Genomic DNA, 26,409 nt, shown 5'->3' on the forward strand with positions numbered 1-26,409 from the left:
CGGGCCCCTATTCGGCTGCGGTCAGAAGCCTGCGCGCGGCCGCCCGGGCTTCCTCGGTAATCACGCTGCCCGCAAGCATGCGGGCAATTTCCTCGCTGCGGTGATCCGCGTCAATCTGCTTGACGCGGGTTGCCACCCGATCCGGCTGTGTCGCCTCCTTGGCGATGAGAAAATGCCCACCGGCCCGCGCGGCCACCTGAGGCGCATGCGTGACGGTCAGGACCTGGACATTGCCGGCAAGGCGGGCAAGCCGAACCCCGATTGCCTCCGCGACGGCGCCACCGACGCCGGTGTCGATTTCATCGAAGACGAGTGTCGGCGCGGAGCCCTTGTCGGCCAGCGACACCTTGAGCGCCAGAAGGAAGCGGGAGAGTTCCCCGCCCGACGCAACTTTCATCATCGGCCCGGCGCGTGTTCCGGGGTTGGTCTGAACGTGAAACTCGAGCTGATCGATGCCGGTGCGCGCGCGCATCGCGGGATCGGCGGACATTTCGACAATGAACCGGGCGCGCTCCAGTTTCAGGTCGGGCAGTTCAACCTCGACCGCCTTTTCCAGGGCCTTTGCCGCCTTCGCCCGTCTGGCGGACAGGGACGCGGCCGCGCGGTCGTAGGCAGCCCGTGCCTTTTCCGCGGCTTCGACAAGCGCCGACAGTTTGTCTTCACCTGCATCGAGATCGGCAAGGTCCGCAGACATGCGCTGACACAGCGCCTCGAGCTCGTCGACGGGAACGGAGTACTTGCGGGACGCCGCCCTCAGCGCGAACAGCCGCTCTTCGACGCTTTCCAGCTCGCGCGGATCGAACTCCGTCTCGCGCAGCGCGCTTTCCAGTCCGCTGCGTGTTTCCTCAAGCTGGTCGAGTGCCTCCGCCAGCGTTCTGACCGGCTGTGCGAGCAATTGGGGAACCTGATCCGATTTCCGTTCAAGCCGTCTCAACAGGCTTGCGAGTTCGGGGATCGGCGAAGCGGTGCCGTTCAGCGTTTCAAAGGCCTCGTTGAGATCTCCGGCGATCTTTTCCACCTGCATCATGTCGGTGCGCCGGGCAGCCAGGTCCTCCTCCTCGCCCGGTTGCGGTTTCAAGGTGCGGAGTTCGTCTGCGGATGATCTCAGATAGTCCGCCTCGCTGCGGGCGGTCTCGATCCGCCGTTCGTGCTCGATCACCGCCTTTTCCGCACTCTTGAACGCGCCATGCGCGGATGCGACCTTTTCCGCGTCGCCGGTCAATCCGCCGAACTCGTCGATCAGGGCCCGATGGCTTTCCGGATCGACAAGCGCCCGGTCGTCATGCTGGCCGTGGATCTCGACCAGCAGGCCGCCTGCCTGCCGCAGCAGCCCGGCGCTGACCGGCTGATCGTTGACGAAGGCCCGCGTGCGTCCGTCGGAAGTCTGAATGCGCCTGAGGATCACGTCGCCATCGTCGTCGACATCGTTTTCGCGCAGAAAGGTCCGGACCGGATGCTGTCCGTTCACGTCAAAGACCGCGGTCACCTGTCCTTGTGACGCCCCTTCACGCACGAGATCCGCATCGCCGCGGGCGCCGAGTGCAAGTGACAGGGAATCAAGCAGGATCGATTTGCCGGCGCCGGTTTCACCGGTCAAAACCGACATGCCGGCGGCAAAATCCAGATCGAGACGGTCAATGAGAACGATGTCACGAATAGACAGCGTGACCAGCATAAAGGCGAGCTCCCCGGACTAAGTTGCGATCCACCATATAGGAGGACCGAGTCGTCTTTCCAGAACCCGTTAGATACTCCTGAATGCGCGGCTAATCCAGCTGCCAGAATCTTCAGATGGCTGGTATCCGCCCTTGTTCAGAAGAGAATAGGCGTCCTTGTACCACTGCGTATCCGGATAGTTGTGGCCGAGAACCGCGGCAGCCGTCTGGGACTCGTTGACAACGCCGAGGGCGTAGTACGCTTCGGTCAGGCGGAAGAGTGCTTCTTCCACATGCCGCGTCGTCTGAAACTCGACGACCACCGCACGGAAGCGGTTGATGGCGGCTACATAGTTGCGGCGCTTGAGGTAGTAGCGGCCGACCTGCATTTCCTTGCCGGCAAGCTGATCCTCGACAATGCGGAGCTTTTCTTCCGCGTCGGGCGCGTATTCAGACTCCGGGAAACGCTGGACAAGTTCGGTGAACGCACCCGCGGCCTTTCGCGTCACGGCCTGGTCGCGCGTGATGTCAGGCATCTGGCGGTAATAGCTCTGTCCGGCGAGGTAGAGCATATAGGCCGAATCCTCGTCTCCGGGATAAAGCGTCACGAAGCGCCGGGCTGCCGTCACGGTTTCCGGATACTTGCCGCGCGAGTAATTCAGGAAGGCGAGGTTGACCAAAGATTTCTTGGAGTATTCGGAATAGGGGTAAAGCTTGTCGATCTCTTCGAACTTGGTCGTGGAATCGCGCAGTTTGCCCTGGGCACGCAGGGCCAGCCCCTCGTTGAACAGCACTTCAGGTGGCGTATCGTTGAGCGCAAGCTCGTCAAGATCTTCCTTGCCGCTGCAGGCAGCCAGCAGGATGGGCGTCGTGAGAACGGCCAATCTCAAAAATGTTTTCATGCTCAAGGTCCTGCTCGAACCAGAAACAAGTCCAATTCCGTTCACACCCAAACTCCCGAGCCGTCTCCGGCCCCTGTGGCCGGGCAAGATTTCCGGCCTGATTTAACTGACAGGAGTGTTTACCGGACTTTACCGGTCCCCGTCACGCCCTTGCAGGCCATCTGACGGTTTTTTTGAGCATTTTTATGGCAACATGCCCAAATTGCAGTGAATTCCGAAGAATTCGCCAAATTGTTGAACCAGATGACGGGATTGATCAGGAGACGTCCGGTCCGAAAGCCGCGGCGGCTGCCAGCCCGCCCTTGCTGACCTGGCCAACCTGGCGGAAGGCCGGTGCTTCGACGATTTCGAAAGCACTCGGGTCTTCGAACAGCTTGACCAGAATGGAGTGGTTCATCTTGTGACCGCCCTTGTAGGACCGGTACATGCCGAGAATGGGCAGTCCGGCAAGAGCCAGGTCCCCGACCGCGTCCAGCGCCTTGTGCCGGGCAAACTCGTCCGGCCAGCGCGTGCCTTCCGGATTGAGCACCTTGTCCTCGGAGATCGCGACTGAATTGTCCAGCGAGGATCCGAGAGCGAAGCCCATTTTCCAGAGCTGTTCCACGTCCTTGACGTTGCCGAAGGTCCGTGCACGGGACAGGTCGTCGCGGAACACGGCCGGCGTCATTTCGGATACATACTGCTGCCGTCCGATCACGGGTGTTTCGAAATCGATCGTGATATCGAATTTGGTTCCCTCATGCGGGTGCAGTTCGCACCACGCGCTGCCGTTGTCGACGCGGACTTTCTTGTTGATTTTCAGGTAGCGGCGGCCACGGTCGAGTTTCTTCAGACCGACCTGTTCGATTGCTTCGACAAAGACGGCGCTGCTGCCGTCCATGATCGGCATTTCGGGCCCGTCGATTTCGACGATCACGTTGTCCACGCCCATGCCGAAGAGGGCGGCCATGAGATGTTCGACGGTGGATATGCCATCCCGTGTGGGATCGCCCAGCACCGTGCACAGGGCCGTTGCGGTCACCTGATCCCACATGGCGCGCACCTCGGTGGCACCATCCTGATCGGTCCGCGAGAAGACGATGCCGGTCCCGGCATCCGCAGGCACAAGTGTGATCGACGCCGGCTTGCCGGAATGAACGCCGATGCCGGTCAGTGTCACCTGCTCGGCCAGCGTCGTCTGTCGGTCAACATGTGTGGTCATATACCCCAACCCTTCCGGTTTGCGAACGCGAAGCCCAAAATTTGCCCCAATGCACATACGGGCTATTAACGATCACCAGTTGGCCGCGAAGATAGTCGCGATCCCTTGCAGAGCGAAATAAAGCTTTATTACGGTTTGTAACGATTCACAGGCGCGCAAATTACTGAATTAAAAGGGGAATTTCTTACCTTACGGAAGCGGCCCGGAACATGGGTTCCGAGCCGCTGCGATCAGGGAAGAAGATCGCGAACGAATCAGTTGGCCTGGCGGCGCAGGAACGCCGGAATTTCCAACTGATCGTCTTCCGCGGCACTCACCGGCTTGGGCGCTGCCCGGCCGGTTTCGTCCAATTGTCCGGCTGCGCCGGTCGCCGATGTCCGTGCCTGGGGTGCGCGCGGCGCGGACATCGGAGCAGGCTGGAGCTGCGGTGCCTTGCGGACGACGGGCGCTTCCGCTTCCTGGTCTTCCTCGTCTTCCCGGCGGCCAAGGCCACTGGCAAGACGGCGCAGAAGACCCATCGGGCGGCGCTCATCGTCACCGAATTCCTCACCGGTATCGTTCTGGGAAACAGGGGCCGGTGCGGCAGGTGCCGGTTCGGCCTGCTGCGCGGCGGGTTCCGACTGTGGTGCTGCAGCCGGTGCCTGCTGCGCGCGGATCTCACGCTGTGCAATCGGCGGGAAATCCTCGACGCGCGGCATGCGCGGCGCCGGGCTGTGCTCTTCCGCAACCGGCGGGATGTACGGCTGGCTCACCGGTGCGTCCTCAACGACCGATGTCGGCGTTTCTTCCTCGATGTCGATCATCGGGCTTTTCGCCGTCATGGAAGCACTGGCCGGCTTGACCCGCTTGATCTGGACATCCGGATCGCTTGCAACGGCAACCGGAGCGGGCTCCGGAATGGCGAGCTCTTTTTCAAGATTGGCAACCGCCTGCGCGGCGGCCGTCTGGGCACCGGATTTTTCCGCTGCCGGAGCAAGCTTGGCCTGAGCCGTTTCCGTGCTGCGCACGACGGCCGGCATATCGGTTTTCAGGGCCTGCTCAGCCGGTGAGGGAAAGGGTGCGGCTTCGAAACCCGCTTCCTTGTCGATCCCCGTTGCCACCACGGACACGCGAATGATGCCGTCCAGCGTCTCGTCGAATGTCGCGCCGAGAATGATGTTGGCGTCGGAATCGACTTCCTCGCGGATCCGCGTTGCAGCCTCGTCGACTTCGAACAGGGTCAGGTCATTGCCGCCCGTGATAGAGATCAGCAGGCCTTTCGCACCCTTCATGGACGACTCGTCCAGCAGCGGGTTCGCGATGGCAGCCTCGGCCGCCTGCTGAGCGCGTTTTTCACCGCTCGCCTCGCCGGTGCCCATCATCGCCTTGCCCATGCCGCGCATGACCGAGCGGACGTCGGCAAAGTCGAGGTTGATGAGACCTTCCTTGACCATCAGGTCGGTGATGCAGGCGACGCCCGAGTAGAGAACCTGGTCGGCCATGGCAAATGCGTCGGCAAACGTGGTCTGCGCATTGGCAATCCGGAACAGGTTCTGGTTCGGAATGACAATGAGCGTGTCGACGTTGCGCTGCAATTCGTCAATGCCGGTATCGGCGATGCGCATGCGGCGCGCACCTTCGAACTGGAACGGCTTGGTGACGACGCCGACGGTCAGGATGCCCTGCTCACGCGCCGCGCGTGCAATCACCGGGGCTGCGCCGGTGCCGGTGCCCCCACCCATGCCGGCGGTGATGAACACCATGTGCGATCCGGACAGGTGATCGTTGATTTCGTCGATCACTTCCTCGGCCGCGGCCGAACCGACTTCCGGCTGCGAACCGGCACCGAGACCTTCGGTAACGGCCACACCCATCTGGACAAGGCGGTCCGAGTGGTTCATTGCCAGCGCCTGGGCGTCCGTGTTGGCTACGACGAAGTCGCAGCCCTGGAGGCCGGCTGTGATCATGTTATTGACGGCGTTTCCGCCCGCGCCGCCGACGCCGAAAACCGTAATGCGCGGTTTCAGCTCCTGAATGTCGGGCATCTTAAGGTTGATGGTCATATTATCCTCGCGACCCATTGGCTCCCCCGATACGGGAGACCCCTCTTCTTCCCTAACTTCAGCTGCCATGCCTGGCAGCTCCAATTCGTGGCTGTCGTCTTCTTGGCTCATGTCGTCAGAAGCTTTCCCTGATCCACTGGCCCACACGGGCCAGGTAACCAGATTGTCCGCTCCACCCGGTTCGACGGTTCTTGTGCTCGAACTGTTCGATCTGGGCGACCTGCGGATAAATCAAGAGACCGACAGCGGCGGCAAAAGCCGGACCTTTGGCAGCCTCGGGAAGACCGGCGACGCCTAATGGCCGGCCAAGACGGACGTTGCGCCCCAGAATGTGACGCGCAACCTCTCCAAGACCCGTGAGCTGACTGGCACCCCCTGTCAGGACGATCTGTTTGCCGACCCGGCCTGCAAAGCCGGACGCGGTCAACCGATCCCTCACGAGTTCAAGGATTTCTTCCACGCGCGGCCGGATGACACGGGTCAGCGCCGAGCGGGGGATTTGATTGGGCAGTTCGTTGTCGCTTTCAAGCGGCGGCACCGTCAGTAGATCGCGCTCGTCCGAACTGGAGGCCAGCGGCGATCCGTAGAGTGTCTTCAGGCGCTCCGCGTCCTGCAGCCGGGTTGCGAACGCCCGCGCGATATCGGTTGTGACGTGATTGCCGCCAACCGCGATCGCATCGAGATGCACCATGTGCCCTTCGACAAAGACGGACAGGGTTGTCGTTCCGCCGCCCATGTCGATACAGGCCACGCCGAGTTCGGCTTCATCATCGACAAGCGTCGACAAGCCGCTGGCAAACGGTGTCGCGACCATTGTCTCGACATGAAGATGCCCACGGTTGATGCACAGTTCGAGATTGCGGACCGGTGGCACTTCGGCGGTCACGACCTGCATGTCGACACCGAGCTTGTGCCCCATCATGCCGCGCGGATCGCGGATGCCGCGGCTGCCATCGAGGGAATAGGAAATCGGCAAGGCATGCGTCACCGCCCGTCCTTCGGTGACGGAGTGACTGGAACCCGCCGAAAGGACCCTTTGAATGTCGGCTTCCGAAACACTCTCGCCCGCAAGCGGCACGCCGGCGCTGTAGACTTCGCTCTGCAGCCGTCCGCAGCTGATATTGGCAATCAGCGATTCAACCGTGACCCCGGCCATCCGCTCGGCGCTGTCGACCGCGAGCCGGATCGCCTGCTCGGCTGCGTCCATGTCGACGACGACGCCCGACTTGATCCCGCGCGAACGCTGGTAGCCGTAACCGAGAACCTCGACCTTGTGGGACCGGCTGGACAGCACGGATTTCTCGTCCTGCGGCACGAGCTTCGCGATCAGGCAGCAGATCTTGGTCGAGCCGACGTCCAGGACCGACATGATCACGGAGCGCCGCGTCGGCAGCGGGCGCATTTTCGGCAGGTAAAGGTTCTTGTCGGAGCGGCTCATGTGTCCTGCTCCTTCTTGCCCGAACGGTTGCGGCCGCCCGTCATGATCTTGCGTTGTTCGGCAGCCTCGTCGGACAACCTCACAGTCACCCTGTCGGCAAGGCGCATGTCGATGGCAACGATATCCCGGGAGAGCAGACCGCTGTCTTCATCCATTTCGACAAGGTCGGCCAGGGCCGCCTGATAGTTCTGCTCAGGCAGACGGATCGAAATGCCGTTCTCCAGCTGCAGATCCCAGCGCCTGTCGCTGACGAGGAACGCCGCGCGCACGCGCGGGCGCAGCGCAGGCACCGCTTCCAGCGCCGAATTGATTTCGGAAGCCCTGCGCTGTGCACCGTGATTGACGACCAGCAGAAGATTAGCATAGCGGCCGTCGACATCATCCGTGATCACGTCGCCTGCCTGATTGACGATCGAAACGAGGTCGCCGCGCTGCCAGAGTGCATAAGGCACCCGCTCTTCGATCTTGATCTGAAGCGTGCTCGGATAAAGCTTCATGACGGACGCGTTCTTGACCCAGGCCATCGCGTTGAGCCGCTCGCGCGCTCCGACCGCATCAAAGAGCGCCAGCGACGTGCCTTCATGAATTTCCAGCGCTTCCAGGATCTGGAACTCGTTGATTTCACGCTGCCCAGACAGCTTGACGGCTTCGATGCCGAAGCCGGCCGCCGACAGGAGCGCATCGGACACGACCCGGCCGTGTCCCCCTATGACTATTCCATAACCAATTGTTAAGGTTAAGAAACCCAGCGCAGCTGCAGAACCCGTCCACCTGGGAAGCTCGGCCAATCGCCCTGCCGAGCGCCAGACAGGCTGCCTGTGCAAACGCGAAACACCACGGCCGCGCGGAGCCAGTTCGGCTTCAAGCGGTGTCAGCGTTTCCCTATTCCATTTGCGACCTAGCGACAGCAACTCGCGTCCTCAACCATCCAACTGACCAGATCCTTGAAACTCATCCCCTTGTGGGCCGCCATTTCCGGCACAAGAGAGGTTGGCGTCATGCCTGGCTGTGTGTTCACTTCTAGGCAGATCAGGGTCCCGGATCCGTCTTCGCGCTCGTCGAATCGAAAATCGGCACGCGAAACACCGCGGCATCCCAGGGCCTGATGCGCCTTAACCGCTAGTGTCTCTATGGTTTGGTAAACAATCGGTGAAATTTTTGCAGGAAGAATGTGTTTTGATCCGCCTTCAACATATTTTGCGTCGTAATCGTAGAAGCTGTGCCCCATCGGCACGATGTCGATCACACCCAGGGCCTTGTCATCCATGACGGCACAGGTCAGTTCCCTTCCGTCGATGAACTTTTCGCACATGAGAACATCAGGATAGGGCCAGTCCTGCCGGCTCAGCTCCTGCGGCGGAAACTCTTGATCTTCCTTGACAATCAGGACTCCGAAGCTGGATCCCTCATTGATCGGCTTAAGCACGTAAGGCGGTTTCATAGGGTGTTCGCGCAAGATGTTGTGACGGTTGACGATTATGTCTTCCGTGACCGGCACGCCGGCGGCCTGCATCACCGCTTTCGCCTTGATCTTGTGCATCGCAAGGGCTGATGCCATGACACCCGAGTGCGTGTAGGGAATGTTAAGAAACTCTAAAATTCCCTGAACGCAGCCGTCCTCGCCGAAGGGTCCGTGCAGCGCATTGAAGGCGACATCCGGTTTCAGATTCTGGAGTACCTGCGAAATATTCCGGTCGACATCGATCCGGGAGACCTGGTAGCCGGCCTCCTCAAGTGCATCGGCGCATTCCCGGCCGCTGGTCAGACTGACCGGGCGTTCATTGACCCACCCGCCCATGAGAACGGCAACGTGCTTCTTGGCCATCTACGCAGCCTCCCCTTCCGGTCCTAGAAACGGTTCGACCACGCCGGTATCTCCGAACAGGCCGAGACGCTTGATTTCCCATTCAAGGCGGATGCCGCTGTGTTGCAGCACGCGCGCCCTCACGGTTTCCCCAAGCAGTTCAAGATCGTGACCTGTTGCCGACCCCGTGTTGATCATGAAGTTGCAATGCATTTCGGACATCTGCGCCCCGCCGACGCGAAGCCCCCTGCAGCCCGCCGCATCGACTTCCTTCCAGGCAGATGTTCCTGGCGGGTTCTTGAATGTCGAGCCGCCGGTCTTCTCCCGGATCGGCTGTGCTTTTTCCCGGTGGTCGACGACATCGGCCATTTCCTGACGAACGGACGCCTCTTCCTGGGGAACGCCTTCAAAGACGGCCGACGTGAAGATGAGATCCCGTGATGCGGAGGAATGCCGGTAGGCATAGCCCATGTCGGCATTCGACAGGACATGCCTGTTGCCGTCGCGGTCGATCGCGGTCAGCTCCACCATGCGGTCGCGGGTTTCCGTGCCGTGCGCGCCCGCGTTCATGCGCAGCGCACCGCCGAGACCACCGGGAATGCCGGTATAGAAGGCAAAGCCGCCGAGCCCGGCTTTCGCGGCCGCTTCGGACAGGCGCTTGTCCGGCACCGCGGCTCCCGCCCTCAAACGGGTTTCACCGACCTGCTCGATCGCCCCGAAGCCCTTGGCGCTCAACCGGATGACGACGCCCTCGAGGCCGCCGTCGCGGATCAGAAGGTTGGACCCGAGCCCGACGGGCAGGATCGGGATGTCCTTGGGAAGTCCGGCAAGGAAGGCGGCAAGATCGTCTTCATCGGCCGGCTGAAACATGAGCTGGGCCGGGCCGCCTGTCCGGAACCAGGTCACAGCCGACATGGGCTGGTTGGAGGTGAGTTTGCCGCGCACGCCCTCGCCCAGGCTCGGATGGATTTCCAGAAGATCGGGAAAACGCATGGAAAACCTCTAAAGCTCTTCGAGCTGCTTGGGCAGTGCATAGGCCCACTGCGTGATGTTTCCTGCGCCCAGGCAGACAACAAAATCGCCCGGTTCCGCGAGTTCTTTGACCGCCTCGGGCAGTTCCTCCGGACCTTCGATCGACCGGACATTGCGATGGCCGCGGGTTTTCATGCCCGACACCAGGTCGGTATGGGAGGCCCCCTCGATGGGTTGCTCTCCGGCTGCGTAAACCGGCGTGATGATCACCGCGTCCGCGTCGTTGAAGCAGTTGGAAAAGTCATCGAAGAGACTTTGCAGCCGGGTGAACCTGTGCGGCTGCATCACCGCGATCACCTTGCCGCTTGTGGATTCCCGTGCGGCATGAAGAACGGCCTTGATCTCGACCGGGTGGTGTCCGTAGTCGTCGAAGATCTGCACGCCATCGACCGTGCCGGTATGCGTGAAGCGCCGCTTCACGCCGCCGAACTCAGAAATGCCTTTCTTGAGGTCTTCCGGCGCGACGCCGAGTTGCGAGGCAACGGCGATCGCCGCGGTCGCGTTCGAAACATTGTGCAGCCCCGGCATCGGCAGGACCAGATCCGTCAGCTCGACCACTTCCTCCGTGCGCCGGTCGCGGATCGACACGGAAAATGTCGCCTTGCCGCCATCCATGGAGACGTCCGTGTAGCGCACGTCGGCCTGCGGATTGGTGCCGTAGGTCACCACGCGCCGGTCCTCGATCGTGCCGATCATTGTCTGGACTTCGGGGTGATCGAGGCACATGACGGCAAAACCGTAGAAGGGAACATTCTCGATGAATTGCCGGAATGCGGCCCTGACCCCGTCGAAATCACCGTAATGGTCGAGATGTTCCGGATCGATATTGGTCACGATCGCGATGTCTGCGGGCAGCTTCACGAACGTGCCGTCGCTCTCGTCGGCTTCGACAACCATCCAGTCGCCAGCCCCCATTCGGGCGTTCGTCCCATAGGCGTTGATGATGCCGCCGTTGATCACGGTCGGATCGAAATTGCCGGCATCGAGCAGGGCCGCGACCATGGAGGTGGTCGTCGTCTTTCCGTGCGTGCCGCCGACGGCAATGGCCTGCTTGAAGCGCATCAGTTCGGCCAGCATCTCGGCGCGCCGCACGACGGGAATGAGTTTTTCGCGCGCGGCGATCAGCTCCGGATTGTCCTTCTTGATCGCAGAGGAGACCACGAGGACTTCGGCGTCGCCGATGTTCTCGGCGCGGTGCCCGACCTCCACCGGTATGCCGTGTGAGCGCAGACGCTGGACATTGGCGTTTTCCGCCATGTCCGAGCCTTGCACCTGGTATCCGAGCGTCTTGAGCACCTCGGCAATCCCGCTCATGCCAATGCCACCGATCCCGACAAAGTGGACCGGTCCGATATCGTGCGGCATCTTCATGGCCGTTCTCCCTTGTTTGCCGCCACCCGTTCGACCAGATCAGCCAGTCGGCTGACCGCATCGGGTTTGGCGACCCTGAGCGCGTTCGCGGCCGCTTCGGTGAGCAGGCCGGGCGCGTGCATGAGTTTGGTGAGTTCCCCGGCGAGCCGTTCCGCACTCAGCTCCGACTGGCGGATCGGCCAGGCACCGCCGGCCTGTTCCAGAACCTTGGCATTGGCGGCCTGATCCTGGTCGATGGCACCGGGCAGAGGCACCAGGATCGACGGCCGGCCGAGCACACTGAGTTCGCTGACCGATGACGCTCCCGACCTGCACAGGACAAGATGAGAATCTGCAATACGCCGGGGCATGTCCTGAAAGAACGAGGCGCATTCGGCCTTGATCCCGAGCGTGCCGTAGACCTTCTGCACCCGGTCCATGTCTTCCGGCCTGCACTGCTGCACGATGGACAGCCGGTTTCTGAGGTCTTCGGGCAGTTGTTCGACGGCAGGCGGCAGCAGGTCGGAGAAGAACCGCGCGCCCTGCGACCCGCCGAAAACCAGAAGCTTGAACTCCCCTTCCGCTTCTGGAGCCACGTAGGGTTGGTTTGCGGCCTCCAGGACCGCATCGCGGACCGGGTTGCCGGTCTCGACCTGCTTTTCGGCAAGACCGCCCGGCAAATTCTCCAGCGGAACGCTCGTCGCGATCGCGGTGACGCCCTTGGCCAGCATCTTGTTGGCGCGCCCCATGACACCATTGGCTTCATGCAGGATCGACGGCGTACCTGTCAGGCGGGCTGCGTACATCGGCGGAAAGGTCGGGTATCCGCCGAACCCGGCGACGACATCCGGTTTGAGCTTCTTGATGACGGAGCGCGCCTGAAGCGTGCCCAGAAGCAGGCTGAGCCCGGTTTTCGCAAGTGCGACCGGGTTTCGGCCCCGGATCGTTTCCGAGGCAATGATGTGAACCGCACGCGCCGGAAAAGCCGTGCCGTACTTGTCGGCGCGCTCGTCGGTTGCCAGTTCAACCGTCCAGCCGCGCCTTTCAAGCTCGGAGGCAAGGGCCTGCGCCGGAAACAGATGGCCGCCCGTGCCCCCGGCGGTAAGAAGGACTGTTTTGCTCATGTCTCGTGGCAACTTGGGTTACATCAACGACGAAGGCGAAAGCCGGCTGACAGTTACGACTTCGGAACGCGATGGCCGGGGTCTCCTGCGCGTCAGCGCAAGGATGGCACCCGCCGTCATCGCCGAAGACAGCAGCGACGAACCACCGTAGGAAATGAAGGGCAGCGTCATGCCCTTGGACGGCATGAGGTGCAGGTTCACCGCCAGATTGATCGTCGCCTGCAGACCGAAAAGCACGACAAGGCCGGCGGTGGCAAGCCGGCTGAAAGCGTCCTGGTCCCGGCTTGCGTGGCTCAAGCCCCGCAGCACAACGAACGCGAACACGGCAACCACGAGCAGACAGACGATCACGCCGAACTCCTCGCCGACAACGGCAAAGATGAAATCGGTATGGCTGTCGGGAAGAATGCGTTTGACGGTGCCCTCGCCCGGCCCGCGTCCGAACCATCCGCCCGCCAGAAACGAATCCATCGCCGTATCGACCTGGAAGGTGTCCCCGGAACTGGGGTCCAGAAACCTGTCGACGCGGTTTGTCACGTGCGGCAGGAATGCATAGGCCGCAAACAGTCCGAGCACGCCGATCAGGCCGAGTGCCACGATGATCAGCCAGGAAATCCCGTTCAGAAAGAACAGCCCGGCCCAGACCAGTCCGAGCAGCATGGTCTGACCGAAGTCAGGCTGAGCGATCAGCAGTGCTGCGCAAACGGCAAACAGAACGAAGGCGAACAGCACGCCTGGAACCTCGCGCCGGCGGCCGCTCTCGGACAGGAGAAACGCAATCAGGACAACGAAGGCGGGTTTGAGAAACTCCGACGGCTGCAGGGAAAAACCCGCGATATAGATCCAGCGCCGCGCGCCCTTGGCTTCAAACCCGAGGAACAGCGTCGCAATCAGAAGAACGAGCGACACCACGAACAGGATCAGTGCCGCCCGCCTGACCATGCGCGGCGGCATGAGCGACCCGGCCAGCATGATCGCGACGGCCGGAATGAGAAACAGCGCCTGCCGCTTGACGAAATAGAGGGTGTCGATCCCGAGCCGTTCGGCAACCGGAGGGCTGGCCGCAAACGACAGGACCACTCCGCCCACCATCAGCAGGCCGAAGGCGGCAAGCAGGTAATGATCGACGGTCCAGAGCCATTCGGCGAATTTGCTGCGATCCGCGCGAGATACCATTATGCGACCTCCTGCGAGTTTCCAGCGCCCGGCAGGGCGCGCACCGCGTCCACGAAGGCCGCGCCGCGCAGTTCAAAATTCGGGTATTGATCGAAACTCGCACAGGCCGGAGAAAGGAGAATTGCGATTTCCTCCGCCCCGTCCTCCGCTGCTTCGCCTGCCGCGTCCACAACGGCCTGCGGCAATGTTCCGCTGATCCGGAACGGGACCCGGCCCTCCAGCACCTTGACGAAATCTTCCGCCGCTTCCCCGATGAGGAACGTTTTGGCGATCTTCGGAAAATATTCGTCCAGCGACGAGATACCGCCCTCCTTGGCGCGCCCGCCCGCGATCCAGTAGATCCGCTCGAAGCTTGAAAGGGCCCGGGCCGCGGCGTCTGCGTTGGTCGCCTTGGAATCGTTGACGAACAGCACGCGCCCGCGTTTCGCAACAATCTCCATGCGATGATGCAGCCCCGGGAAGGTGGTGAGCGCGGCGGCGATTTTCTCGGACGGCTGCTCCAGGGCACGCAGCGCCGCAAACGAGGCGGCGGCATTCTGGCCGTTGTGGTCTCCGCGCAGGCTGTCGACCCCGCCAAGCAGGGCAACCTGGCGCTGCGTTCCGCTGTGCGCTTCGATCAGGAACCCGTGCGATGCGTAGATGCCTTCCGTCAGCTCCCGCTCCCCGGCGATCCTGCACACCGGCTTGTGTGCGAGTTCGAGCCGGTCCGCGATCTGCGAAGACAGGCGATCGTCGACACCGATGATTGCCAGCTTGGACCCGGCCACGAGCCTTTCCTTGATCGCGGCATAGTTTTCCATCGTGCCGTGCCGGTCGAGATGATCCGGCGACAGGTTCATGTGCACGCCGATGGTCGGGTCGAGCGTCGGCGACAGATCAATCTGGTAGGACGAGCACTCGACGACATAGTGGCGCCCGGGCACGGGTGGTTGCAGCTCAAGAACCGGCGTTCCGATGTTTCCGCCCACCTCGACGTCAAGCCCGAGTTCCTTGAGCAGATGCGCGATAAGCGCGGTGGTTGTCGACTTGCCGTTCGTTCCGGTGATCGCGATGAATGGAGCGGAAAGGCACTGTTTGCGCCGCTCCCGGCAGAACAGTTCCACGTCTCCGATGATCTCGACACCGGCCTCGCGCGCAAGATCGACGGTCCAGTGCGGCACAGGATGCGTCAGCGGCACGCCGGGAGACAGCACCAGCGCCGCGACGCCGTCCCAGTCAAGCACGCGCAGATCCAGCGTTGCAAGACCCGCGTCGGCCGCCTGTCGAACCCGCGCCTCGTTGTCATCGTGACACACGACCTCCGCCCCGCCCGCCTTTAGGGCACGCGCGGTCGCAAGGCCGGACCCGCCAAGCCCGAACAGCGCGACCTTCATGCCTTGAAATGTCGTGACGGGGATCATGCGGCCTACCTCAGCTTCAGCGTGGCAAGGCCGAGCAGGGCAAGGACCACGGCAATGATCCAGAACCGGATCACCACCTGGCTTTCCGTCCATCCCATCATTTCGAAATGGTGATGGATCGGGGCCATGCGGAACACTCTTTTTCCCGTCAGCTTGAAGGAGATCACCTGCACGATCACCGAGACGGCTTCCAGCACGAAGAGGCCGCCGATGATCGCAAGGACGATTTCGTGCTTGGTGGCAACGGCGATCGCCCCGATCATGCCGCCGAGCGCCAGCGACCCGGTGTCACCCATGAAAATCGCGGCCGGTGGCGCATTGAACCAGAGAAAGCCGAGCCCCGCACCGATCACCGCGCCGCAGATGACGGCGAGCTCACCGGTTCCCGAGACATGGTGGATCTGCAGGTAGTTCGCGAAAACCGCGTTGCCCGACAGATAGGCGATCAGCCCGAACGACGCACAGGCGATCATGACCGGGACGATCGCAAGCCCGTCGAGACCGTCGGTCAGGTTGACGGCATTCCCGGCCCCGACCATGACAAAGGCGGCGAAGGGGATGAAAATGAGGCCGAGATTGAGCGTGAAGTCCTTCAGGAACGGAAAGGTGATCGCCTCGGAATATTCGGAGGTGTCCAGGATCGTCACGGCATAGGCCGCAAGCGCCGCAATCAGGAATTCCAGCCCGAGGCGCGCCTTGCCGCCAAAACCGGTATGGGAGGATTTCGTGACTTTCAGGTAGTCGTCATAGAAGCCGATCCCGCCGAAACCGAGCGTCACGCCGATCACGACCCAGACATAGGGGTTGGACAGGTCCGACCACAGCAGCGCCGCGACCATCGCGCCCGACATGATCATCAGGCCGCCCATCGTCGGCGTGCCCTGCTTCGTGAGAAGGTGGCTTTCAGGTCCGTCGGCCCGGATCGGCTGGCCGTGGCCCTGACGGATGCGCAGGCTTGAAATGATCTTCGGCCCGAACAGGAAAACAAAAAACAGTGCGGTCATGATCGCACCGCCCGTGCGGAACGTGATGTATCTGAACACGTTCAACGCCGAAATCTGCTCCGCAAACTGCCCCAAAAAATAAAACATCAGCTATCCCTTATGCCGCCGCGGTGTCGTCCGCGGGCGGGTATTCCTTTTTCAGGGCCTCCACAAGCGGGCCCATGCGGGTCCCGAGTGATCCCTTGATCATAACGACATCGCCGGCACGGACGTCCCTCAAAATGACGTCTTCCAGATCTTTTGCGTCTTCGCTGTAGTGAGACCGCAGCTGTTGCGGCAACCGCTCCCAGAGCGCGTGCATATGCGGGCCTGCGCAATAGACCGCGTCGATCTGTGCCTCGGTTATCGGCGCCAGCAGGTCCGCATGCAGCCGGTCCGCCTCCGGCCCCAGTTCACGCATGTCGCCGATCACCGCAATCCTGCGGCCGGGGCGCGTGACCGGTGTCTCGCCAATCACCGAAATGGCTGCGCGCATGGAGGCGGGATTGGCGTTGTAGCTCTCGTCCACGAGGTCGAATGCGCCTCCCGGTGCCACGAGGCGGCTGACTTCGCCGCGCCCCCTTGGCGGCTTCATGCTGTCGAGGGCAAGCCCCGCCCGGGCAAGGTCCGCGCCGACGTCTTGAACAGCGGTCAGGACCGCCAGGCTGTTTTTCACGACATGTTTGCCGGGCGCACCGACCTTGTAGGTAATCTCGATGCCGAGAATGGAAGCATCCACGCTCGATCCACCCGCATAGCTGACAACATTCTCCACGTGGCTGTCCGCGCTTGGGTCCAGCCCGAACGTCTGAACTCTCGCGACGCCGGCGGTGGAGGCAAGAAAGCGCAGGAGATCATATTGGCGATTGTCCTTGTTGAGGATCGCCACGCCGTCCGGCTCCAGTCCCTCGAAGATCTCGGCCTTGGCCTGCGCGATCTTTTCAACCGAATCGAAGAATTCCAGGTGCACCGGCTGAACCGTCGTGATGATCGCGACATGCGGCCGGACCATTTTGACCAGAGGCGTGATCTCACCGTGGTGGTTCATGCCGATTTCGAAGACACCGTACTCGGTGTCGGCCGGCATGCGTGCAAGCGTCAAAGGCACGCCCCAGTGATTGTTGAAAGACGCGACGGACGCGTGCACCTTGCCGGATTGCTCCAACGTCAGCCGGAGCGCTTCCTTGGTGCCCGTCTTGCCGACGGAACCGGTGACCGCGATGATCCGGGCGCTCGTGCGCGCACGCGCTGCTATCCCGATCCGGCGCATGGCCTCCAGCGGATCGCCGACAACCAGGTATCGTCCGTCCTCGGGCAGGTCAGGAAGTTTGCTGTCTGCAACGACAGCAACGCTGGCACCTGCCTCCAGCGCGGCTGCAACATAGTCATGCCCGTCGAAGCGGTCTCCCTTGATGGCAATGAAAGCATCGCCCGGTTCCAGCGACCGGCTGTCGATCGAGATCCCCGTAATCTCCACGTCGGCCTCACCCTTGACACGGCCGCCAGCAGCCTCGGCAAATGCATCCAGTTTCCAGAGAGGGTCGCTCATGGTGCTCCTTGAAGGCTTATCGCACGCTGGACGGCGTCGTGATCGGAAAAGGGAATCACTGTGTCGCCAACAATCTGGCCGGTTTCGTGGCCCTTTCCGGCAACACACAGGATATCGCCGGTTTGAAGCCCGCGAACCCCTTCGGCGATTGCCTCCATCCGGTCGCCAATCTCAATCGCGTCGGGCGCACCGGACATGACCGCCTGGCGAATGGATGCCGGTTCCTCAGATCGCGGGTTGTCATCCGTTACAATGACCAGATCCGAATGGCGTGCAGCCGCCTCTCCCATCAGCTTGCGCTTGCCGGGATCGCGGTCTCCTCCGGCACCTATGACGACGGCAAGCTTGCCGGTCGCGATCGGCCGGAGTGCGGCAAGTGCATTGTCGAGCGCGTCCGGCTTGTGGGCATAGTCGACGAAGACCAGTCCGCCGGCCTCTGTCCTGCCAGCCAGTTCCAGCCGCCCCGGAGCGCCCTTGAGATTTTCGAGCGACCGCAGCACCAGACCCATGTCCGTGCCCGCGGCAATCGCAAGCCCGGCGGCAATCAGGGCATTGGAAACCTGGAAACGCCCGATCAGGGGCAGCGTGACCCTGTATTCCCCACGATCGGTCTGCAGCGTGAGTTCCTGACCCGCACCTTCGGTTCTAAGACCGGTCAATTTCAGATCGCGCCCCGTTTCTCCGACCTCGAAAACCGGTAATCCGCGTTCTCCGGCGACATCGATGACCCGGTCGGAATATTTTTCGCCCGGATCGACAACCACCGTTCCGCCCGCAGGCAGCAGATCTGCAAAGAGCCGGAGCTTGGCGCGCAGATAGTCCTCGATGCTCGGATGGTAGTCCATGTGATCCCGGCCGAGATTGGTGAAGGCAGCAGCCGTCAGGCGCACACCATCCAGTCTGTACTGGTCCAATCCGTGAGACGAGGCTTCCAGGGCCGCATGGTTGATCCCTTCCGCTTCCAGCTCGCTCAGTTCCTTGTGGAGCGCGACGGGATCTGGCGTGGTCAGGCCGCCATAGGTCACGCCGTCGGCCTTGACGATACCGAGTGTTCCCAGGCTGGCCGCCGGATGGCCCGCCGCCTGGAAGATCTGCCGCACGAAATGCGCAACCGAGGTTTTGCCTGCAGTGCCCGTGACCGCAACGATCACGTCCGGCTGCCTGCTGTAGAACTTGGCCGCAAGACGGGCGAAGACCCTTCGGGGTTCGTCGACCGCGATGACGGCAATTTCATGGGGTAGCTGAGCCTTGACGGCATCCGCTGCATCGCTGGCGCACAGGACCGCGACCGCGCCGGCCTGAACCGCGCTGGGGACGAAACGGGTCCCGTCAACCGCCGTGCCCCTGAAGGCGGCAAACAGGTATCCTGGCTGCGCAGACCTGCTGTCAGCCGTCAGTCCCGTTATTTCAAGACCGTTTGCCTGAACCGGCAAGGGAATGCCGTCGGCAAGATATTCAAGATCCATTGCGCCTGATCGTTCGGTTTGTGCGTCGTCCTTGAAAGCCCTGGCACCGGTAAACGGCTGCGACCCCGCCGGCACCTGGCTTTCTATGTCTCCTTAATAGGAAATCTCAATCGGTTCATCCCCCTTGCCGAAACGCGGCATCACACCGAGCATCGGCGCTGAACGTCTCACGATCGCTCCGACCGTCGGCGCCGCGTTCAGTCCCGCGGTCGCCCCGATGCCCTTGCGCTCGGGTTTGGGTTCGTCAATCACCACGAGAACAACGTATCTCGGGTCATCCATCGGAAAGGCGGAGAGGAACGAGTTCCGCCGCTTGTTGCTGACATAACGGCCATTTTCAATTTTTTCCGCGGTCCCGGTCTTGCCGCCGACCGTGTATCCGGGAACATCCGCGCGGCGGCCGGATCCATTGAGAACATTCAACCGGAACAGGTACCGCATCATGCGGCTCACATCCGGAGAAATGACCTGTTTTCCAACAGCTTGAGCCTGCTCCTGCGACCGCGGCAGGAAGGTGGGCGGCAGCAGCTTGCCACCGTTGACGACCGCGGCCGCAGCCACCGCCGTCTGCATCGGAGTGACCGAGAGACCATGGCCGAAGGAGATGGTCATGGCCGCCAGCTCGTTCCACTTCGGCGGCAGCAGCGGGGCGGCGTTTTCGGGAAGTTCCGTGCTCAAACGTTTTGTCAGGTGGAGGCGCTCGAGGAATTCCTTCTGCCGCGAGACCCCGGTCGCCAGCATCATCTTGGCGGTGCCGATATTGGACGAATAAATGAAAATCTCGGGCACCGACAGGATCCGGTTTTTCCCGTGGAAATCGGAAATTGTCCGTCCTGCGGCACGAATCGGGCGCGTCGCATCGAAGCTGTCGTTGATGGAAACGGCTCCGGAATCGAGCGCCATCGCGGTTGTGAACGCCTTGAACACTGAGCCCATCTCGAACACGCCGCCGGTCGCCCGGTTCAGGCGGTCCCGCTCAAGGGCCTGCGCGCGATCGTTCGGATCGTAATCCGGCAAGGAGGACATGGCGACCACTTCGCCGGTCTTGGCGTCCAGGACAATGCCGGCCGCTGCAATCGCGCGGTAGCGCTCCATTGCCTTGACCAGTTCGTCGCGCACCACGTGCTGCACGCGCAGATCCACGGAAAGCCTGACAGGCTCCATCGACTTGTCCGACGCAAATCCCAGCGACTGCAGATCGGCCAGCCACTCGTCGTCGATATGCTTTTCGATCCCGGCGAGGCCCTGGTTGTCGACATTCACCGACCCGACGATGTGTCCCGCCGTCGGACCGCCCGGGTAGAACCTCTGATTTTCCGAAAGGAAACCGATACCGGGCAGGCCGAGATTGTGAACCTCATCGGCCTTTTGCGGGGTCATTTCACGCTTCAGCCAGACGAACCCGGCGCCGCTCTCCAGGCGCCGCCGCACCACCTGCTCGTCGAGCTCCGGTAGCGCCCGGATCAGGCCCTCGACCGCTTCGTCGACATCAATGATCCGGCGCGGCTCCGCGTAGAGCGAAGCGGTCTTGATATCGGTTGCAAGGATTTCCCCGTTCCGGTCGATCAGGTCCGGCCTGGAGGCGGACACCGAATCCTGTGCGGAAATCCAGGCGCGTGACGGCGCTTCCTCCATCTGGGCCAGGTGAACGAGCCGTCCCGCGATGGCGGCATAGACGCAGGCAAAGGCCATCATCGCGACGATGACACGCGACCGCACGGCGCTGGAAGACACCGAGCCGCGCGCGCTCCTCGGGCTGGAGCGCCTGACCTGAAGAAAGCTTGCCGGTTCGCTTACGATCGTCATCGGAGCCCCCTACTGGATCGCCGCAGATGAACCGGCATAACCGCCCATCTGGTTGGAGCCGCCGATCGGCTCGAGCATGACAGGGCGCGCAGGAAGCTCTTCGGGGCCAACGATCTGTTTCACGTCAAGAGCATCCAGTTCGAGATAGGTGTTGTAGCGTTCGACGAGGCCTTGGAGGCGGTCGGGCTTGTTCAGGAGGCTCCATTCCGCCTTGAGGTTGCGGATCGCGTTGCGCTCTTCATCGATCTGCCGTTGCAGGTCCGCGACCTTCGCCGCCGACTTGGTCGCCGCGAGCTTCATGTCGTAGACGGTCGCTGCGCCGATCACGACGGCGAGAATGAACAGGATGTTCAGCGTGCGTACCATTATCAGCCCCCCAGCCCGTGAAATTCTGCAAGCCGCGGAACACCCGCCGCGTGAATATCCAGGTCGCGCGCCGGCGCACCGGTGCGCCGCCCTGCCCTCAGCTTCGCCGAGCGCGCCCTCGGATTGCCTGCCGTTTCTTCCGCCTTTGCCTCGACCGCCTTGCGCGTCAGAAGCTCGAACGTCGCCGGGGGAACTTCCTCCTCCGGCATGTGGCGGGACCCGCCGCCGCGCGTTCTGGTCCGGTCCTGGAAGAACCGCTTGACGATCCGGTCTTCCAGCGAATGGAAACTCACGAGCACGAGACGCCCGCCCGGGCGTAGGATGCGCTCCGCCGCGCCCAGCGCTTCGGCCGCCTGGTGCAGTTCACCGTTCACATAGATCCGAAGAGCCTGGAACGTGCGTGTCGCGGGATGGATCTGAGCCTTCTTCGGAGAGCGCCCGAGAACCTTTTCGACGAGGTTCGCCAGCTCGAGCGTTCTGTCGAACCGCTTTTCCTTGCGGGCGCTGTCGATGGCATGTGCAACGGACGTCGCCCGCTTTTCCTCGCCAAGCAGCCCGATGATGCGGATAAGATCCCTGACCGGCAGATCATTGACGACGTCGGCCGCCGACGGGCCCGCCTGCTCCATGCGCATGTCGAGCGGGCCATCGCGCAGGAAGGAGAACCCGCGCTCGGCTTCGTCCAGCTGCATCGAAGAGACCCCCAGATCGAGAACCACGCCGTCGACGGCATCGAAGCCGCAGCTGTGCGCATGATCTTCAAGGTCGGAAAACTGGCCGGACACGAGCATCAGCGCACCCTGCGCCTTGTCTTCCAGTGCCCGTCCCGCGGAAATTGCGTCAGGATCCCGATCGACACCGACCACCCGCGCGCCTTTCGCCAAAATGGCACGGGTGTAGCCACCAGCCCCGAATGTCCCGTCGACAATCACTTCACCGGGCTTCGGATCGAGCCATTCCAGGACTTCACTCAGGAGAACCGGCACGTGGCGCTCGGGTCCGCCAGCGGCAGAAGCAGCGTCTCTGTCGCCGAGCGCCATCATGACGGCTCTCCCTGTGAAGGCGCGGGGCTTTGCCCCGACAGCATCGCGAGCGCACGTCTTTGGGCCTCAGCGCGGTACTCGCGAAACTTTTCCGGCTCCCAGATCTGAAACTTGTAATTCAACCCGACGAAAGTGACCTGGTCGGTTATCCCGGTATGCTCCTTGATCATGTCGGAAATGGTCACGCGGCCATCTCCATCGATCTTCGGGTTTTCGCTTGCACCGAAAAGGGCGACCGCAAGAGCGTCATGGTCGGGTGACAGCTTGGCAAATGCCTCGGAGCGCTTGCTGATTTCCGCAAGCAGATCGTTTCCGCCGGCGTCGACGGCATCGCAATGTGCGGAAGTGATGCAATACAGCCCCTCAAATCCATCTCTCGCCAAGACCGACCGGAAGGGTGCCGGGATCGACACGCGACCCTTGGCATCCAGCCGGTTGGTAAAGTGAGAAACAAATCCGGCCATAAATCCCCTTCAGACAGGTCCCCACCTGTCGAAATCCCCAAATCACCCTTCGAAAGAAACGGTCAACGCGACCAAGGACATGCAATTTGCAAAACCGGCTCCTGCCGAGCCGTCAATTTATGCCCCGGACCGCGTTTATATGGGCCCGCATCCCCCGCTCTGGGTCATTATGGGATACCATGGGAAAACATGGGCAGTCAATGGAATCTCATGGATTCTGGCTGGATTTGATCGCTCACGACCCCATCGCATGACGTTAATCGAAACATGCTTAATGAAGCCTTGACAGAATAGAAGAATCAGATTCGCAGGATTACGGAGGTTTTACGTTCCACACCCCTGCAACCCGGCAAAAACTGCCGCCCGAAACAGCCTGTGTGAATGACCTGTGGAGAACAAAAACGCCGCGCAATAGCGCGGCGTTTTCACGGCTCCAGCACCTGTCCGGATCAGCTGAGCAAGTCGGTGTTGCCGAGACTTTCGAGCTGGTCGGCAACCCCGCCCGGGTCCGTGACAACGGTGTTCCAGCCGGCCGCGGTCAGGTTGGCGAGCGACAGGTCTTCTGCCTGGACCCCTTCCAGAAGCAGACTGTGACCGCCATTGTTCTCGACCGTGATCTGAAGCCCGTCGGCAACTTCCGAGATGGAAATGTCAGATGCCCCAAGACTGCTGAAATTCAGACTGTCTTCCGCCGGGTTGAAGGCCTTGACGGCGAACTCCCGCCCCCAGTCCCAGGTCACCAGAACCGTATCCGCGCCGTCCTGGAGAACGATGTCATCGTCGCCGGCCGGTGGAACGACCGGCTGGTCCGGGCCATCGGGCGTATCCGGCGGCGCGGGCTCGGAGACAACGCCGACGCCGTCCCTCACCTGATGACCGTCCGTTGTTGCACCCGCAGGCGCGTCCGGGGTCAGAAGCGCGCTCCTCGACACCAGCGTCACATCATTCTGATCGAAGCCGAAAGGCGCTTCCAGATTGTCTTCCATCACCTGGTCATGATGGAACTCGACAAGGCCGGGAATGAGATCGGATTTTGAGACGCCGGTGAAGACGAAACTCTGGCCGCTCGGCAGGGAACTGATCACCAGACCTTCCGGGGTATCCTCCACGCTCAGGCGCTCGCGCGTCCCGAAATAGAGAAAGCTGATCTTCTGCGTCGCCGGATCGAACCCGTCAATCACTTCGCTGACGCCGTATTCGTGCGAGCGGAGGTAAACGGTATCACTGTCGCGCGGCCCGATATTTGCCTCCCAGGAAAGGATGCCGCCAAGGTCCTGCCGCAGATGCTCGTTACCGACAATGCCGAAATTCTCGATCGACAGCTCGGAGAGCTGAACGCCCTGAAGGATCTGCATGTCGGGACCCCAGGGATTGTCGATCACCGGCTCGCCCGCAGGCGTCATCGTCAGGATGAGACCATGAACCGAGGCGTTGCCGAAATCGATCTCGTCCGCTGCCGGATCGAAGCCGACAATGTCGTCCGCGCCGAAATCAGCCGGCCATTTCACACCGCCCAGCGCGCTTGCGCCGGAGGGAACCGGCGGATTGGAGCCGTCCGTGTCGTAGACCACGTCGAAGCCGCCCGTGTCGGGCGTTTCAACCGATTGCCCGAGCAGCGTTGCAACTTCATTGAGCGCGGATTCCTCGGCAACCATGAAGTTGTTCATGGTGAGGTCCGAGGCATCGACGCCGACAAGAACCGTCTCGCTGGCGATTTCTCCCGTCGGCGTCAGAACACGCACCGTCAGACCGGCGGAAACATCCGCAATCGTCGACGGATAGTCCGCGAACTCGAGCCGTTCCGCGATGATGCCCGCTTCCAGGTGGATCATGTCGGTGGCCGGATTGAAATTGTCGATCACGCGTGACGGGCTGCCCGGCATGATCATGATCATCTGGGGGCCGTCCGGCGTTCCGGGATCGACCGGGTCTGCCGGATCCGGGTCAACGGGATCGTCGGGACCGGAGGGGTCAGTGGGGCTGCCACCGACTTGCGCGAGGATCTCCTGGCCGGTCGCCGCGCTCATGATGGTGAAGTTGGCGGGAGAAAGGTCTCCCGGCAGAACGCCTTCAAGGGTCAGAGTCTGGTTGTTGGATGCCATCGTGAAGACGGTGTTGCCGCCGTCCTCCGTCATCTCGATCGCCTCGGGAGCGAACCAGTCGATGAAGATCGTGTCGGTCTCAGGGTTGAAATCCGCAAGGCTCCGGTTCGTTCCCCAGGCCCAGGTAATCACCACACTTGCGGTCGCAGCTGTGACACCTGCCGTGCCGTTCCAGCTGTCGGGTGTTGCCGGCGGCAACGGCGTATCGGGGACATCAGGTTCGTCCGGTGCGTCCGGCTCATCGGGCGTACCTGGATCGTCCGGTTCATCCGGTGTCTCCGGTTCATCGGGGACATCCGGCGTAACCGGTGCATCGGGCACACCGGAGCCGCCGCCCACCAGGGCCAGAACCTCTGCCGCCGCCGTTGCATCCAGGATCGTGAAATTTGCGCTGCTCAACTCGCTCAGCTGAACACCTTCAAGTGTCGTCGTCTGGCTGTTGGAGGGAACCGCGAAGACGACCCCTTGGGCCGTTTCGGAAACCACAAGATCCGCGGCTCCGATCCAGTCAATGAAGATCGTATCGGCGGCCGGGTCGAACCCGGTCACGACCTCGTCCTGGCCCCAGGCCCAGGTAATGACGACGCTGGCGTCGGTCTCGGAAACACCGGCATCACCGTTGCCTCCCGGGGACCCGTTACCGGGCGTGCCGCCGGGCGTATCCCCGGGTGTGCCGAGCCCTTCGTCACCGGTGAGCCGATCTTCATAGAACGCAATCATCTCGACGATCGAAGGCGAAGAATAACCACCGAATTGATCGATATATTGCAGGATGGAGGTGCCGTACTCGTCCGTACTGACGGCTCCGCCCTGAAGCAGGGACGCCGTGCCCCACGCGCCGCGCAGGTGCGCCGCCGCGAGAATGCCGGTCAGTGTCAGTTCCACGGTGACGGTCACGCCGTTCTGGACATAGCTGGCAGTCTGGCCGATGAAATCGCTCAGGGACTGACCGCTGCCGGAAAGCTGTGTCTCCAGAACCTGAAGATTGTAGCCGAAGGCTTCCTGAATCGCGACGTCTTGAGCCTCCTTCGTCATGAAGTCTTCGAGCGATGTGACGCCGTTCTTGCCGGTCCACGCCCCGTCCCAGGTGTTCGTGGCCGCCCCGTTGCCGTAAAAGACGGTGTCGTCGTAGTAGCCGAGATCGATCAGCAGCGCCTCGCCGAACTGGAACCCGACGAACCCGAGCGAGTTCATCGACTGGTACGCCATTGCCTCCCATTCGGCATCCGTGAGCTGCGACCAGCTGGTATATTGCGGAAACCGGGTCTCGACGCCGCCCCCGGCCCATTCGTCCAGTTGCCAGTCCTGAATGATGCCGGAATTGTAGCGGTCCCTGTCCCAGCCCGACTCAAAGGCAAGCAGCGCCGCCAGAAAATCCTCGAACGTGCCTTCCATCTTTCTCCCACCTGTATTGATTGAATCGAATCAAGATTAGGCACGAAGAAAGATAGTAACATGGACAAAACATTAAATGTTCAAGGCAATAAAGTGTTCGCTGAGTCACAT

The 26,409-nt window shown here is 62.0% G+C and carries 20 protein-coding genes; all 20 read right to left on the reverse strand.

Features of this window, described 5'->3' with window-relative positions:
- Nucleotides 1–7 precede the first annotated feature (7 nt).
- The 20 genes from recN to ACO07N_RS27850 all read right to left on the reverse strand — a co-directional run bounded on the left by recN (nucleotide 8) and on the right by ACO07N_RS27850 (nucleotide 26,298).
- Complete coding sequence (recN, locus tag ACO07N_RS27755) at nucleotides 8–1,675, reverse strand: DNA repair protein RecN (protein ID WP_421984101.1); 1,668 nt, start codon at nucleotides 1,673–1,675, stop codon at nucleotides 8–10.
- Between the two features lie 69 nt (nucleotides 1,676–1,744).
- The gene (locus ACO07N_RS27760) at nucleotides 1,745–2,557 is read right to left on the reverse strand and encodes an outer membrane protein assembly factor BamD (RefSeq protein ID WP_421984102.1); all 813 of its coding nucleotides are present in this window, start codon (nucleotides 2,555–2,557) and stop codon (nucleotides 1,745–1,747) included.
- A 256-nt stretch (nucleotides 2,558–2,813) separates the two neighbouring features.
- Nucleotides 2,814–3,758: a UDP-3-O-acyl-N-acetylglucosamine deacetylase gene (gene lpxC / locus ACO07N_RS27765; RefSeq protein ID WP_421984103.1), complete on the reverse strand. Its 945-nt coding sequence runs from the start codon at nucleotides 3,756–3,758 to the stop codon at nucleotides 2,814–2,816.
- Between the two features lie 254 nt (nucleotides 3,759–4,012).
- A complete protein-coding gene (ftsZ, locus tag ACO07N_RS27770) occupies nucleotides 4,013–5,800 on the reverse strand; it encodes a cell division protein FtsZ (RefSeq protein WP_421984104.1) in 1,788 nt (595 codons plus the stop codon).
- A gap of 115 nt (nucleotides 5,801–5,915) precedes the next feature.
- Entirely contained in the window at nucleotides 5,916–7,238 is a 1,323-nt protein-coding gene (gene ftsA, locus ACO07N_RS27775; RefSeq protein WP_421984105.1) for a cell division protein FtsA, read from the reverse strand.
- Nucleotides 7,235–7,927, reverse strand: a complete 693-nt coding sequence (locus ACO07N_RS27780) for a cell division protein FtsQ/DivIB (RefSeq protein WP_421984106.1) — start codon at nucleotides 7,925–7,927, stop codon at nucleotides 7,235–7,237. The genes ftsA and ACO07N_RS27780 overlap by 4 nt, the downstream gene beginning before the upstream one ends.
- Before the next feature lie 209 nt (nucleotides 7,928–8,136).
- A complete protein-coding gene (locus ACO07N_RS27785; RefSeq protein ID WP_421984107.1) occupies nucleotides 8,137–9,063 on the reverse strand; it encodes a D-alanine--D-alanine ligase in 927 nt (308 codons plus the stop codon).
- On the reverse strand, nucleotides 9,064–10,035 hold the full coding sequence (gene murB, locus ACO07N_RS27790) for a UDP-N-acetylmuramate dehydrogenase (protein ID WP_421984108.1): 972 nt from the start codon (nucleotides 10,033–10,035) through the stop codon (nucleotides 9,064–9,066). It lies immediately after the preceding gene.
- Nucleotides 10,036–10,044: 9 nt separating this feature from the next.
- Nucleotides 10,045–11,445 carry a UDP-N-acetylmuramate--L-alanine ligase gene (gene murC / locus ACO07N_RS27795; protein ID WP_421984109.1) on the reverse strand — a complete coding sequence of 467 codons (1,401 nt, stop codon included), beginning with the start codon at nucleotides 11,443–11,445 and terminating at the stop codon, nucleotides 10,045–10,047.
- Entirely contained in the window at nucleotides 11,442–12,548 is a 1,107-nt protein-coding gene (gene murG, locus ACO07N_RS27800; RefSeq protein WP_421984110.1) for an undecaprenyldiphospho-muramoylpentapeptide beta-N-acetylglucosaminyltransferase, read from the reverse strand. Before murG ends, murC begins: the two co-directional genes overlap by 4 nt.
- 18 nt (nucleotides 12,549–12,566) lie before the next feature.
- Nucleotides 12,567–13,724, reverse strand: a complete 1,158-nt coding sequence (ftsW, locus tag ACO07N_RS27805) for a putative lipid II flippase FtsW (protein ID WP_421984111.1) — start codon at nucleotides 13,722–13,724, stop codon at nucleotides 12,567–12,569.
- The gene (murD, locus tag ACO07N_RS27810) at nucleotides 13,724–15,124 is read right to left on the reverse strand and encodes a UDP-N-acetylmuramoyl-L-alanine--D-glutamate ligase (protein WP_421984112.1); all 1,401 of its coding nucleotides are present in this window, start codon (nucleotides 15,122–15,124) and stop codon (nucleotides 13,724–13,726) included. The genes ftsW and murD overlap by 1 nt, the downstream gene beginning before the upstream one ends.
- A 5-nt stretch (nucleotides 15,125–15,129) precedes the next feature.
- Nucleotides 15,130–16,215: a phospho-N-acetylmuramoyl-pentapeptide-transferase gene (gene mraY, locus ACO07N_RS27815; RefSeq protein ID WP_421984113.1), complete on the reverse strand. Its 1,086-nt coding sequence runs from the start codon at nucleotides 16,213–16,215 to the stop codon at nucleotides 15,130–15,132.
- A 10-nt stretch (nucleotides 16,216–16,225) separates the two neighbouring features.
- On the reverse strand, nucleotides 16,226–17,656 hold the full coding sequence (locus ACO07N_RS27820) for a UDP-N-acetylmuramoylalanyl-D-glutamyl-2,6-diaminopimelate--D-alanyl-D-alanine ligase (protein ID WP_421984114.1): 1,431 nt from the start codon (nucleotides 17,654–17,656) through the stop codon (nucleotides 16,226–16,228).
- Nucleotides 17,653–19,122 (reverse strand): UDP-N-acetylmuramoyl-L-alanyl-D-glutamate--2,6-diaminopimelate ligase, encoded by a 1,470-nt coding sequence (locus ACO07N_RS27825; RefSeq protein ID WP_421984115.1) that lies wholly within the window; start codon nucleotides 19,120–19,122, stop codon nucleotides 17,653–17,655. The genes ACO07N_RS27820 and ACO07N_RS27825 overlap by 4 nt, the downstream gene beginning before the upstream one ends.
- A 93-nt stretch (nucleotides 19,123–19,215) precedes the next feature.
- The gene (locus tag ACO07N_RS27830) at nucleotides 19,216–20,928 is read right to left on the reverse strand and encodes a peptidoglycan D,D-transpeptidase FtsI family protein (protein WP_421984116.1); all 1,713 of its coding nucleotides are present in this window, start codon (nucleotides 20,926–20,928) and stop codon (nucleotides 19,216–19,218) included.
- 9 nt (nucleotides 20,929–20,937) lie between these two features.
- Entirely contained in the window at nucleotides 20,938–21,294 is a 357-nt protein-coding gene (gene ftsL / locus ACO07N_RS27835) for a cell division protein FtsL (RefSeq protein WP_319383137.1), read from the reverse strand.
- A 2-nt stretch (nucleotides 21,295–21,296) separates the two neighbouring features.
- Nucleotides 21,297–22,337 (reverse strand): 16S rRNA (cytosine(1402)-N(4))-methyltransferase RsmH, encoded by a 1,041-nt coding sequence (rsmH, locus tag ACO07N_RS27840; protein ID WP_421984117.1) that lies wholly within the window; start codon nucleotides 22,335–22,337, stop codon nucleotides 21,297–21,299.
- Nucleotides 22,334–22,801 (reverse strand): division/cell wall cluster transcriptional repressor MraZ, encoded by a 468-nt coding sequence (locus tag ACO07N_RS27845; RefSeq protein WP_319383139.1) that lies wholly within the window; start codon nucleotides 22,799–22,801, stop codon nucleotides 22,334–22,336. Before ACO07N_RS27845 ends, rsmH begins: the two co-directional genes overlap by 4 nt.
- Nucleotides 22,802–23,250: 449 nt before the next feature.
- The gene (locus tag ACO07N_RS27850; protein ID WP_421984118.1) at nucleotides 23,251–26,298 is read right to left on the reverse strand and encodes a hypothetical protein; all 3,048 of its coding nucleotides are present in this window, start codon (nucleotides 26,296–26,298) and stop codon (nucleotides 23,251–23,253) included.
- Between the last annotated feature and the right edge of the window lie 111 nt (nucleotides 26,299–26,409).

The organism is Roseibium sp. (assembly GCF_965229775.1).
In the GTDB taxonomy this organism is placed as follows: Bacteria; Pseudomonadota; Alphaproteobacteria; order Rhizobiales; family Stappiaceae; genus Roseibium.